Origin of the sequence: Flagellimonas algicola, from assembly GCF_005937185.1 — a bacterium.
Classification (GTDB): Bacteria; Bacteroidota; Bacteroidia; order Flavobacteriales; family Flavobacteriaceae; genus Flagellimonas; species Flagellimonas algicola.
The window spans coordinates 1,519,011-1,531,426 of sequence record NZ_VCNI01000001.1; the positions used below are offsets into that span (position 1 = coordinate 1,519,011).

The window sequence follows — 12,416 nt, forward strand, 5'->3', positions numbered from 1 at the left end:
CCCTTGAAAATTAATCCAAGGGGCTTTCTATTTTGTAATTACCGGAATTACTTCTTAGCTGGAGCGGCTAATTTTTTGCTCATTTCCATGGAGATAGCAGAGCGATCAAACTTAAGCCTACCAGCCATGGTTTCAATCACACAAGAATAATCCTTGTCGTTTAACTCCACAACTTTTCCATGAAGTCCACTTTTGGTAATAATGCGGTCTCCTTTTTTCAATTCCGATGCAAATTTCTTCTCATCCTTTTGACGCTTCATTTGGGGGCGAATCATAAAAAAATAAGCCACCACAAAGATGAGCATCAAAGGTAAAAACTGTCCGAGGTTTTCCATTGTTAGTTTTTGGTTCTAGTTTACAGGCCCGGCTTGTGCGGCGCTCTTTGGATTTACAAAGGCCTTGATGCGCAACAACTCTGTACCCTTTTCAGTATTGGCCGTTACGGTAACGGTCTTTGTTACCTGATTTTGACCTGATCCATTGAACTTCACCAAAAGTTCTCCAGTTTCACCGGGGCCAATAGGTGTATTTTTTGGGTATTCAGGAACGGTACATCCACAGCTACTCTTAGCATCGGTGATGATCAAAGGGGCGTTCCCAGTATTGGTAAATGCAAAGGTTGTTTGTTGCGCTGTGCCTTGGGTAATGGAGCCAAAATCATGCTCCTGCTTATCAAAACTCATCACAGGAAGTTGCTTCTGTGCCTCATCCCTACTGGATGCGTCCTCCACATTATCAGCAACTATTTTGTTGGATGCCTTGTCCTTGCAAGAAACACTTACAAGTCCAACAGCCAAAATCAAGCTTAAAATTGTTGTTACTTTTTTCATGTTAAAAATTTATTTGTCCAAAATTAATCAAATATTGTTTACTGAAGTCCACGACCCATTTTTTGCAATTGTCCCGTGGATTTATACTCCTTGGCCAGCTTGTCCAGCACCCCGTTTATAAAAATGCTGCTCTTGGGCGTGGAGTATTCCTTGGCCACCTCCAAATATTCATTTAAGGTTACTTTTTCCGGTATCGACGAAAAATTAAGCAGTTCACAAATGGCCATTTTCAGAATAATGGAATCTATTTCCGCAATTCTATCATTGTCCCAATTTGGGGTTTTGCCTTCAATCTCCTTTTCCCATTTGGCATCGTTCAATAAGGTCTTGGTCAAAAGATCATTGGCATATATCATATCCTGTTGGTCCTTGAGCAAAGAGGGTAAAAAGAAGCGCTCATTGGAATTGGCAGAGGCCTTTTTCAGTTTTTTTACCAGATATGTATTCACTATAGGAATGTCATCTACCCAGGTGAGTTTGTCATCCTCAAAATACTCATAGATTTTCTCGTTTGGTGCGATGATTTCCTTGAACAACTGAATAATGACTTCCTTATCCTGTTCATATCCATTGGCAGTATCCGCCATATAGGTTTTGTAAATATCACTGCCCAAAATTTCCTTATGGATGATTTTTACATACTCCTCATTGAGGTACCAATTATTCAATTTTCTATTTGATAGTTCTTGCTGAAGCTGTTTGTTGGAAGCAATCTGGACCAACAACTGATTCTTGATAAACTTCTCCGGATTTGGATATCCGTCCTCCTCAGAAGCCAGGTACTTCTTGGATGCGTGTTGCACATGTTTCTCGGCCAAGCGGTGCAGTTCTACCAACAGACTCAATACCAATAAATAGAGCACATACATGTTCTCTATACTTATTTTTAAAAATTTTTGCTGCTTCTCCAAGGAGTCATCCTTGGACTGGATCAATGCGTATATGCACTGCATTACCTTAACTCTGATGTGCCTTCTGGTCAGCATTTTTAAAGAACTTTATAGTGTTTTGTTGGCATTCACTGCGCAAAAGTAATCTTATATTTTCATCCAGCCTACCAAAGTTGTTTTCTTATCAGTTTTATAACATTTACTTTGTGGCTTATCGGCTATATTTGCTGAATTGTCATTAAATAAACCACCGCAATCCCTCCTATGAAGGAACTCAAACACCTTAATAAATACTTCAAAAAATATTGGTTTAAGCTACTCATTGGGATTATCATCACCATAATAGCCCGGGTGTTTTCACTGATAATGCCGTCTTATGTGAACAAGTCCATACAGGCCGTTGAAGCGTTTGTGGGGAATACCCTTTCCAAAGGGGAGGCCAAAGAAATTCTTTTTGGGTACATCCTCATCATTATTGGGGCCGCCCTGCTATCGGGATTGTTTACGTTCTTAATGCGGCAGACCATCATTAATGTCTCACGTTATATCGAATACGATTTAAAAAACGAAGTTTTTGACCACTACCAACTGCTCAGTTTAAGTTTTTACAAAAGAAATAGGATTGGGGACCTCATGAACCGTATCAGTGAGGATATCAACCAGGTTCGTATGTATGTAGGTCCGGCCATTATGTACGGAATGAACACCCTAACCATGTTTGTGTGCATTATTCCCCTCATGTTTATCAAAGCGCCCACCCTTGCGGCCTACACCTTGATACCACTGCCCATTTTGTCCGTATTGATTTATCAAATCAGTAAAATCATTCACAAACGGAGCACCAAGGTGCAGGAATTTTTGAGCACGCTATCCACTTTTACCCAGGAATCTTTTTCAGGCGTTGCAGTGATCAAAGCGTATGGCTTGGAGCCTAAAATTAATACTGAATTAGAGGCACTTGCTTTGGAAGGAAAAAATACCAGTATGGACCTTGCCAAGGTCAATGCTTGGTTCTTTCCTTTAATGATTTTGCTTATTGGTATCAGCAATGTTTTTGTAATCTACATTGGCGGGAAGCAATATATAGATGGCGAAATTGCCTCAATAGGTATTATTGCGGAGTTCATTCTCTATGTAAACATGCTTACTTGGCCTGTGGCCATTGTGGGATGGCTTACCTCCATCATTCAAAGAGCTGAAGCCTCTCAAAAAAGGATCAATGAATTTTTGTTGGAAGAACCCTCCATCAAGAATGAAGTTACGGAACCTACCCCCGTTACCGGAGGTATCGAATTCAAAAACGTAACCTTTACCTATGAGGACACCAACATTACGGCCCTCAATAACATTTCGTTTACCATCAAACCAGGCGAGACCGTAGCCTTCTTGGGAAAAACGGGTTCGGGCAAATCCACCATTTTGGATTTAGTTGCTCGATTATATGATACAAGTTCCGGTCAGATATTGGTAGACGGAAAGCCTGTGAAGGAATTCAATCTGGACAGCCTAAGAAGTAGCATAGGAGCTGTGCCACAAGATGCTTTCCTATTCTCGGACACCATAGAAAACAATATCCGGTTCGGAGATGAACATGCCTCCTTTGACGAAATTGTAAACGTTGCCAAAAAAGCCGTGGTGCATGACAACATTGAAGGCTTTACCAAAAAATACGATACAATTCTTGGGGAACGCGGTATCACCTTGAGCGGGGGACAAAAACAACGGGTTTCCATAGCAAGGGCCCTATTGAAAGACCCTCAAATTTACCTTTTTGACGATTGCTTATCTGCTGTTGACACCGAAACCGAAGAGGAAATATTGAACAACTTGAAACAGGTCTCGCAAAATAAAACCACCTTAATTGTGAGCCACAGAGTATCCTCTGCCAAGAATGCGGATAAGATCATTGTATTGGAAAATGGTTCCATAATTCAAGAAGGTACTCATGCCCAATTGAACAATATTGAGGGTTACTATAAAGAACTGTATCTGAACCAACTCTCTGAGAAAGAATAGGAAAAAAGTTGCTGGATTAGCTTTTTTTTTACATTTTTGGTAGAATTATTCACTATTGCACTAAACACATTTGACCACATGAGGGATAAAGATATTATGGATCAGGAAGAGATATATTCCAAAGTCCTAAGAGCCGGCAGAAGAACTTATTTCTTTGACGTACGAAGCACCAAGGCCGGGGATTATTATCTAACCATTACAGAAAGCAAAAAGTTTACGCATGATGATGGTTCTTTCCATTACAAAAAGCACAAAATTTATCTGTATAAGGAAGATTTTACCGCATTCAGGGAAATTATGGAAGAAATGATGGATTACATCATTGACGAAAAAGGACTAGAAGTTATTTCGGAACGACATCAAAAAGATTTTAAGAAGGAAGAGGAAAACGGGGTCAGTGAAAATGGAGCAGCAGAAAACTTTACAGATGTCGACTTTGATGACATCTAACCTTTTCTTTTAAAAAAAGCTTAAAACGGTCTGCACAATGCAGGCCGTTTTTTATTTTTAGCATCGACTAATTCAAATACGTTCCTATGAAACATTTCAACTTCCTGCTTTTGATATTGTTGGGCCTTAACCTTACCGCACAAAATGTAACCCTGGACTACTACTTGCCAGATAACCTAAATTACGATCCCAGCATCCCAAAACCGGCCGATGTGATTGGCCACGAAGTTGGCGAATGGCATGTGACCCATGATAAATTAGTGTTCTACATGCAGCAACTGGCAGCAGCCAGTGACAGAATTACGTTGGAAGATCGTGGGAAGACCTTTGAAGGCCGTCCCATATTGCTACTTACCGTTACGTCTCCTAAAAACCATCAGAATATTGAATCCATAAGAGAGCAACACCTTGAGTTGTCCAATGGTATCGGCAATACAAATAATTCAGAAATGCCCGTGGTGGTCTACCAAGGATTTTCCATCCATGGCAACGAGCCTAGTGGTTCCAATGCTGCGTTGGCCTATGCTTACTATTTGGCTGCTGCTCAAGGACCGGAATTTGAAGCCATGTTGAATGATATGGTTATTTTATTGGATCCCAGTTTTAACCCAGATGGGTTGCAGCGTTTTGCTTACTGGGCCAATACCAACAAGAGCATCAATCTAAACCCTGATACCAACGAAAGGGAGTACCATGAAGTTTGGCCTGGAGGGCGCACCAACCACTATTGGTTTGATATGAACCGGGACTGGCTTCCGGTCCAACTTCCAGAAAGTAGGGCGAGGATTGCATCATTTCATCAATGGCTTCCCAACATCCTTACGGACCACCACGAAATGGGCACCAATTCCACCTTCTTTTTTCAGCCCGGAGAACCTTCTAGGGTTAACCCATTGACTCCGCATATCAATCAGGATTTGACACGCGAAATAGGAACATACCATGCCAAGGCCTTGGATAAAATTGGTTCGCTGTATTATTCCGAAGAAAACTATGACGATTATTATTATGGTAAAGGTTCAACCTTCCCAGATGTGAACGGAAGTATAGGCATCTTGTTTGAACAGGGAAGTTCTCGAGGACATATCCAAGAGAGTGAAAATGGAATTTTAACCTTCCCCTTTACCATTCGAAACCAGTTTACCACCGCTTTGTCCACCATAGAAGCGGCCAAAAACATGCGCACCAAACTGTTGGATTACCAGCAAAAGTTTTATGCGGATATGAAAACCGAAGTAGGACGGAGCAGAACCAAGGCCATTGTATTTGGGGACAGTAAAGATGCAGCCAAAACGCATCATTTGGCGGAGATTTTGAACAGACATCAAATCAAATTCCATGAATTGGCCAATGATGTGACCATCTCTGGAAAGCAATATAAAAAGGGAGCGAGTTATGTGGTTCCGATGAACCAAAAGAACCCAAAATTGATTCAGGCCATGTTTGAAAAACGAACCACATTTAAGGATAGCTTGTTCTACGATGTGTCGGCTTGGACCTTTCCCTTGGCATTCAACGTGGATTATGCTAATCTAAGCACCCTGTCCAATGCAGGCGCTGAGGTTACCGATTTTCAGGCTCCAAAAGGAGGTGTAAATCAGAAAAGCAATTACGCCTATCTATTTGAATGGCATGAATACTATACCCCCAAGGCATTGAATCAGATTACGAGCAAGGGATTACGAGCTAAAGTGGCCAAATCACCATTCACTTTGGAAGGCAAAACCTATGATTATGGTACCATCATGGTTCCGGTTCAAAACCAGAAGTTGGATGCGGACCAGCTGTACAATTTCTTAAACAAAGTTGCTCAAGAAAGTCAAATACAGCTAACTGCGGTTTCAACTGGGCTTACCCGGGGTATCGATTTGGGCAGCAATGATTTTGACCCGATTAAAAAACAGAAAGTCGCCATTTTGGTGGGTGATGGGGTGCGCTCTTACGATGCCGGCGAGGTTTGGCACCTGTTCGATACCCGCTATGAGATGAAAATCACCAAATTGGATACCCGTGATTTTGACGACGTAGACTTGGACCGATATACCGACCTTATCCTGCCTAGCGGTTGGAGCAGCAATCTCCTTAACAAAGAAGGAGCCGATAAAATCAAGGCCTGGGTAAAAAGTGGAGGAACCGTCATAGGATATCGAACTGCTGTGGACTGGTTTAAAAAGAATGAATTTATCAAGGTAGATGCTAAAAAGGACACTTTGGTGGCCACGAACGTCCCCTTTGACCAAAAAAACGATTTTACCGGTGCCCAGGTAACGGGCGGAGCCATTTTTGAGGCCAAACAGGACCGCTCCCATCCCATCAATTACGGATATAAGAACGACCGTTTGGCTCTGTTCCGTAATACCAATATCTATCTAAAGCCTGAAAAAAACAGTTATGACAACCCCATTCAGTACACCAATGATCCTTTGTTGAGCGGCTATATTTCGGAAGAAAATGCGGAGTTGATAAAGAACAGTGTGCCCTTTAAAGTAAAAAGACTGGGCAAGGGTCGAGTAATCTTGTTTACAGACAATACTAACTTTAGGGCTTTTTGGTACGGCACCAACAAACTGTTGATGAATGCCATTTTCTTTGGGCAGATGATGTAAGTTCGAATATGAGTTTTAAAGGTTGAATGTTGGGTTTGCACCAATTTAGCATTCAACATTAATTAATGAGCCAGAGAAAAGGTACATATTTTGAACTCCTTAAAAAAAGCCTGCATAGACGCCCGTCACAAAATTGACCGGTATGCCAATATCGAATCCGAACTTGATTAGCTATCTGAGTAACCACAACAGTTAAAGCATGTGGCAAAGTAGATTAAGGAGATTGGTACGCTTTGATTCAAAATATTTCAGTAAATTGAACCAATATTATTAATTTTGGTTCAAAATGGCGGTAATTAGAAAATCGATCACCTTTACCCAACAACAGGATGCGTATATCAAAAGCCTTATAGAACAAGGGTTTTATACCAATGATAGTGAGTACATTAGGGACATCATTAGAAAAGATCAAGAGCATAGAAGGCAAATCATTGATTTAAATGATATGCTGGTCGAAGGGATGGAGAGCGGTCCCACCGATGCAACCATAGAAAGTATTTGGGATGAGGCAATAAAGGAGCATAATGCCAAGTGACAAGTATGTAATTAGCTTAAAGGCAAAAGCAGATCTCAAAATAATTGCCAAGTTCACCATTGAAAAATTTGGCAGGAGTCAATCCCTGAAATACGCACAGGGACTAAAGCGCATGCTCCAAGATTTAAGCAATAATCCAGATTTAGGCAAAAGATATGTTCCCGTAAAAAATCAGATGTTGCTGCGTTACCGATACAAAGCCCATGTAATATTCTATCATCCAATTTCAGAGGGTATTTTCATTGTCAGGGTATTAGGTGGGAGGATGGATTTTTTGAGACACCTGATGTAAAAGCTGATTTGGAATAATATCCATCAAATAGGAGCCAAAAATTGACAAGAATAATTATTTTAAATTGTTATTTCACACTTCATTTCAACTAACAAAATGAAAAACAAAAACAGCGTATTTATTGGTGCCAGTCTTGATGGCTATATAGCCGATAAAAATGGCGGATTGGAATGGCTGGATATGATTCCAAATCCCGATAACGAAAGTTTGGGGTATTTTGAATTTACCGAAAACATTGATGCCCTGGTTATGGGGCGTACCACCTTTGAAACTGTTCTTGGATTTGATGTGGATTGGCCCTACACTAAACCTGTTTTTGTATTGAGCAATTCCTTAAACACCATTCCAAAGAGTCACGAAGGCAAGGCATTTTTGGTAAAAGGCACCTTGACCGAAGTACTGGAACACATCCATCAAAAAGGGTATCATCGCCTTTATATTGATGGAGGAACAACCATCCAAAATTTCTTAAAAGAAGATCTAATAGATGAGATGATCATTACCACCATTCCCATTTTACTGGGTGGTGGATATCCCTTGTTTGCGGAACTTCCCAAAGTGTTGGAATTTGAGCTGGCGGGGTCCAAAGTTTATCTGAATCAGTTGACTAGTCGGCATTATGTACGCAAACGGATTGATTGAAACCCAACTTAGTAAAGAGGTAATTAAAATCACAAAGTTTAAACCAACGCTGTAATTTTGGCAACATTCCCTGTTGTTGTTTCACTATCTTTAACTATCCCCCGCAATTTAAAAGATTTGAAAACCTCTTAGCAATTAGTGAAATGCGGATTAAAACAACAAAATCAGTTCTTGTACTAATGGTTCTGACCATTGGCCTAACATCATCATTTGTTTCAAGCCATAAAAACTCTACCTTGACCCCTGGTCAAAATCAGGAATCCCTTTCTTTTAATACCGATGGTTTGTTCAATGCGGAACTCTTTGATTACATTTTTAGAGGTGAATTTGAAAGCGTGAAAATCACGCGCACTGACACCCAGTTTCTAATGATTTTTGAGCAGTACCTTCGAACTTTTGGTAAACAATGCCCTAGTTCTTTGCCAACCAACAAAGTAGAAATCATGAATTGGGTCTGTGCTACGGAACAGGTGACCACCAACGGGTATGGGATTGAAACAGATAGGACATGTATTGAATGGACCACAGTTGGCTCTGGAATCTTCGCAAGGCCTGATCTGTACAAAGCCAAACTAAGCTTGGAGAGTCTGATGAGCAAAGATGTGTTTCGCAATGCAATAGCCATGGCAGCCGACCCCAACGCAATTGGCAATTCTGTAGATATGATTCACAAAGCCAATGGATTGCGCAACGACATGGCACAGCTATTCAGCTTAAACCGGTGCAATAACCCTGGAGTAAGGCGGTTTGAGGAAAACCTGAAAAGATTTGCCTCCAACCAGGAATCCATCAGAATGAAAGGTACAAGTAAGTACACCGCTATGAAAGTATCTGGTGGCCCAACAGGACCACAGAATTTGTCAAGGCTGGTAGATGATCTCGTTGCAAACCATTCACAAACTTGGGCTTTCAATAGGTATGTACCCGGAAGCATTTCTGGTTTAGAAGTGTATTCCAAAGACAATCAAGGAAGACCCAAGGATTTAAAGGCCAACTATCGGTATAAAGGATTTGCAGGAAGCAGTGCAGGGTGGGTGCAGGTAACCTTTGAAAACGGATTGCCCAAGTGCATCTATTTCTTTGACTTTCCACAAAACTGCAAAAGCCCAAACAGTAGTATTGTGGCATCTTATGCCCAAGGCAAGTACAAAAATTGAATGGTTTCTGAAGTACCGTGCATCCCAAATCGGACGATTTAGGATTTCCAATTGATCAAACCTCATTTTTTTTACTGAGAGGATGCAATTCCCATTTTAACGAGTACTACATTAAATACCGAATGCGATAGAACGGCCATAAATGCCATATCGGTATCGTAAACAGTCCAAAGTACCATGAATAACCCAGCATAAAATAAGGAGTACGTAAATAGTACAAACCCCAATCGAAAGGTTGCCATAAACTCGGGTTCCGGTACCTTGGGCTTCAACCCGATTCGCCATAAAAAGACCAAAGGTAGGTTCCATAAAAGAAATAGCAATCTCAAAATTTTGGGGACCAAGTTCCCTTTCTTGGGCATCATTTGGTGAGAAACCCCTTGAGAAATCGTTGCATTGGTTTCCTTTGGACGGAGATAATGTTCACCTTCCTCACCCATTTTCTGGATGATTTCATCATACTCCGCTTCCGGGATATGGGTGGTCAACTTTGTAAGATTTTCAAAAACCTTTTGCTTTAAATCCAAAGAACCCTTGCACTCCCGTACAGAAATAGGCTCCCCAAAACGGAGTGTGGCCGAATCCCCAACTTGAGTTGGATATGCATAGTTTTGACCAATGGGCACCAATTGTAAATCCAAATCAGGGTCTTTTTCCAAGGCATTAGCAATGATTCGCGTAAAACCTTTGCTCAATGGCCTCACCCTACGTTGAAGGCTGTGATTGGCCTCTGGGAACAATACGATTGCAGCATTGGATTGAAGTAATTCCCCACATTGGTGAAAAATCGCCATGTTCTTATGCAGATTGGACTTTCCATCTCTAAATCGATAAATGGGAATCATTTGTAAAAACTGAAAAAGGGATTTTAAGACCTTTCCCCTAAAGACATCGGCACGAGTAATAAACCAAGGACTTTTTTTTACGCTGGTTGCAATCAACAGCACATCCATCAGGGCATTTTGATGGTTGGAAAGAAACAAAACTGGTTTGTCTTTGGGAATATTCTCCATCCCCGCCACCTTGATTTTCTTATAGTAGCAAAATAATGCCAGTTTAATCCAGAGTTTTAAGAAATAATAGCCCAATTGCTTCAAACCAACTCCTCTTTTTCTACAGGTCTCCCGCCCCATAAGAGGCCAATGGCCAGACCCGAAACCAAATGCCAAATGCCCCAAAAAGCAGTTAATAATGCCATACCTCCCAAGCCATCAAAAAAAGTAAAAATCAACAATAAGCCCAATCCCGAATTCTGGATACCCGTTTCTATGGTGAGACATCTAACATTTTCTGGGGAGAACCGCATCAGCTTGGCCACTGAAAATCCAGTGAGCAAGGCCACTAGATTATGGATTAACACAAGCCAAAAAACATAGAACACGTATTCCATAAAAATATCCCTGTTATTGTACAGTGCGACAAAGACGAGAAATACAAAGAAGAGCAGTGATCCAATCTTAAATCCTTTGGCTAATTTTTGAGCGATCTTGGGTCGATAATGGTGTAGCAACATTCCCAAAATCAATGGTATACCCAACAAGAGAGCCACAAGTTTAACCATTTCCAATGGAGATATGGAAACCTGCTGTAATATGGATGCTGTTGGAGCATACAGGCCTCCCCAAAAACTGAGATTAAATGGGGTCATAAATATGGCCAACAGGGTTGCAATGGCCGTTAAGGTAACAGATAGGGCCGCATTCCCCTTGGATAAATGAGTAAAGAAATTGGAAACATTGCCCCCGGGGCAAGCCGCAACCATGAACATGCCCAATGCGATACTGGGTAAAGGCTCCGTAATCCAAATCAAAACAAAAGTTATGATCGGAAGCAATAAAAATTGGCTCGCAACTCCTGTCAAAACCAACTTAGGAGTTTTTAAAAGTCGTCTGAAGTCATTTATGGAAATTTCCAGTGCTATGCCAAACATGACCAAGGCAAGGGCCACATTAAGTGTCCAAAGGGCTTCTTTATCAAAATTGATGTGAACGTTATCTATAAGCTGCTCCAAGAACCTTAGTGTTTGCCATACAATATACAGGATTCTTTCAATTGTGGATAAAGTCCACTAAATTCATGGTTTAAAACAAAGTATACCATGGCAAGAACCCCTAGTAATATGTTAGCCTTGGGAACCAAGGCCCCCGATTTTAATTTGATGGATACGGTAACGGATACCCAAAAGTCTTTGAACGAAGTTAATGGTGAAAAGGGTACGGTAATCATGTTTATTTGCAATCACTGCCCTTTTGTGGTACACGTGAATCCCGAAATTTCCAAGTTAGGTAAGGAATACCAATCCAAAGGAATTGGGTTTGTTGCCATTTCCAGCAATGATGTAATCAATTATCCCGACGATGCCCCACACTTGATGAAACAAAAAGCAGACGAAGAAGGGTATACCTTCCCCTACCTATATGATGAAACCCAGGAAGTGGCCAAAGCTTATGATGCAGCATGTACCCCTGATTTTTATCTTTTTGATGGGAGTCTAGATCTTGTTTACCGAGGACAGCTGGATGATTCAAGGCCTGGAAACGGATTGCCCTTAACCGGAGCTGATTTACGTGGAGCGATGGATGCTTTACTGGAAGGTAAGGCTATCAGCAATGAACAAAAACCTAGTATTGGTTGTAATATTAAGTGGATCAATAATCGGCATTAATTAGTTGATATGCGAATTACAACCAAAACAGCACTGGATGAATTGACCAAGCATGATGGGCCTTTCAAGACCTTATTCAATCATGGAACCTTGGAGGTTGAAATCTACAAGCCTGAAAAAGTAGATCTGCAACAACCCCATACCAGGGATGAAGTATATGTGGTGATTTCCGGCACCGGGGAATTTCTGAATGGTGAGGTACGTACAACTTTTGGCCCAGGAGATTTTCTTTTTGTTCCTGCAGGGGTAGTACATAGATTTGAGAATTTTACCGACGATTTCTCAACCTGGGTGCTGTTTTACGGACCTGAAGGCGGTGAGTAACCATAAGCC

General features: G+C 41.1%; 14 protein-coding genes. 9 read left to right on the forward strand and 5 right to left on the reverse strand.

The features are described 5' to 3' along the window. Nucleotides 1-47: 47 nt before the first annotated feature. The 3 genes from yajC to nusB are packed head-to-tail and all read right to left on the reverse strand — an operon-like array spanning nucleotide 48 to nucleotide 1,816. Nucleotides 48-335 carry a preprotein translocase subunit YajC gene (gene yajC, locus FGG15_RS06675; protein WP_138834491.1) on the reverse strand — a complete coding sequence of 96 codons (288 nt, stop codon included), beginning with the start codon at nucleotides 333-335 and terminating at the stop codon, nucleotides 48-50. Between the two features lie 15 nt (nucleotides 336-350). Further along, on the reverse strand, nucleotides 351-830 hold the full coding sequence (locus FGG15_RS06680; RefSeq protein ID WP_138834493.1) for a DUF1573 domain-containing protein: 480 nt from the start codon (nucleotides 828-830) through the stop codon (nucleotides 351-353). A gap of 38 nt (nucleotides 831-868) precedes the next feature. Continuing rightward, nucleotides 869-1,816 (reverse strand): transcription antitermination factor NusB, encoded by a 948-nt coding sequence (gene nusB / locus FGG15_RS06685; protein ID WP_138834495.1) that lies wholly within the window; start codon nucleotides 1,814-1,816, stop codon nucleotides 869-871. 168 nt (nucleotides 1,817-1,984) lie between these two features. On the opposite strand from nusB, the gene FGG15_RS06690 reads away from it, so the two are divergent. The 7 genes from FGG15_RS06690 to FGG15_RS06720 all read left to right on the forward strand — a co-directional run bounded on the left by FGG15_RS06690 (nucleotide 1,985) and on the right by FGG15_RS06720 (nucleotide 9,418). Next, nucleotides 1,985-3,736, forward strand: coding sequence for an ABC transporter ATP-binding protein (locus FGG15_RS06690; RefSeq protein ID WP_138834497.1), 1,752 nt, complete (start codon nucleotides 1,985-1,987; stop codon nucleotides 3,734-3,736). Nucleotides 3,737-3,814: 78 nt separating this feature from the next. Further along, nucleotides 3,815-4,186, forward strand: a complete 372-nt coding sequence (locus tag FGG15_RS06695) for a PUR family DNA/RNA-binding protein (protein WP_138834499.1) — start codon at nucleotides 3,815-3,817, stop codon at nucleotides 4,184-4,186. Between the two features lie 86 nt (nucleotides 4,187-4,272). After that, on the forward strand, nucleotides 4,273-6,792 hold the full coding sequence (locus FGG15_RS06700; RefSeq protein WP_138834501.1) for a M14 family metallopeptidase: 2,520 nt from the start codon (nucleotides 4,273-4,275) through the stop codon (nucleotides 6,790-6,792). A gap of 286 nt (nucleotides 6,793-7,078) precedes the next feature. Next, nucleotides 7,079-7,327, forward strand: coding sequence for a type II toxin-antitoxin system ParD family antitoxin (locus FGG15_RS06705; protein WP_138834503.1), 249 nt, complete (start codon nucleotides 7,079-7,081; stop codon nucleotides 7,325-7,327). After that, the gene (locus FGG15_RS06710) at nucleotides 7,317-7,619 is read left to right on the forward strand and encodes a type II toxin-antitoxin system RelE/ParE family toxin (RefSeq protein ID WP_138834505.1); all 303 of its coding nucleotides are present in this window, start codon (nucleotides 7,317-7,319) and stop codon (nucleotides 7,617-7,619) included. The genes FGG15_RS06705 and FGG15_RS06710 overlap by 11 nt, the downstream gene beginning before the upstream one ends. Before the next feature lie 96 nt (nucleotides 7,620-7,715). Further along, complete coding sequence (locus tag FGG15_RS06715; RefSeq protein WP_138834507.1) at nucleotides 7,716-8,261, forward strand: dihydrofolate reductase family protein; 546 nt, start codon at nucleotides 7,716-7,718, stop codon at nucleotides 8,259-8,261. A gap of 179 nt (nucleotides 8,262-8,440) precedes the next feature. Continuing rightward, the gene (locus FGG15_RS06720; protein WP_138834509.1) at nucleotides 8,441-9,418 is read left to right on the forward strand and encodes a hypothetical protein; all 978 of its coding nucleotides are present in this window, start codon (nucleotides 8,441-8,443) and stop codon (nucleotides 9,416-9,418) included. A gap of 71 nt (nucleotides 9,419-9,489) precedes the next feature. On the opposite strand, the gene FGG15_RS06725 is transcribed toward FGG15_RS06720, so the two are convergent. Further along, the gene (locus FGG15_RS06725; protein WP_138834511.1) at nucleotides 9,490-10,551 is read right to left on the reverse strand and encodes a lysophospholipid acyltransferase family protein; all 1,062 of its coding nucleotides are present in this window, start codon (nucleotides 10,549-10,551) and stop codon (nucleotides 9,490-9,492) included. Continuing rightward, nucleotides 10,512-11,429, reverse strand: a complete 918-nt coding sequence (locus FGG15_RS06730; protein ID WP_138834513.1) for a bile acid:sodium symporter family protein — start codon at nucleotides 11,427-11,429, stop codon at nucleotides 10,512-10,514. The genes FGG15_RS06725 and FGG15_RS06730 overlap by 40 nt, the downstream gene beginning before the upstream one ends. A gap of 87 nt (nucleotides 11,430-11,516) precedes the next feature. Here FGG15_RS06730 and FGG15_RS06735 point away from each other — a divergent pair, with 87 nt between their 5' ends. Next, entirely contained in the window at nucleotides 11,517-12,083 is a 567-nt protein-coding gene (locus tag FGG15_RS06735; RefSeq protein WP_138834515.1) for a thioredoxin family protein, read from the forward strand. A gap of 9 nt (nucleotides 12,084-12,092) precedes the next feature. Further along, nucleotides 12,093-12,407, forward strand: a complete 315-nt coding sequence (locus FGG15_RS06740; protein ID WP_138834517.1) for a cupin domain-containing protein — start codon at nucleotides 12,093-12,095, stop codon at nucleotides 12,405-12,407. Nucleotides 12,408-12,416 lie beyond the last annotated feature (9 nt).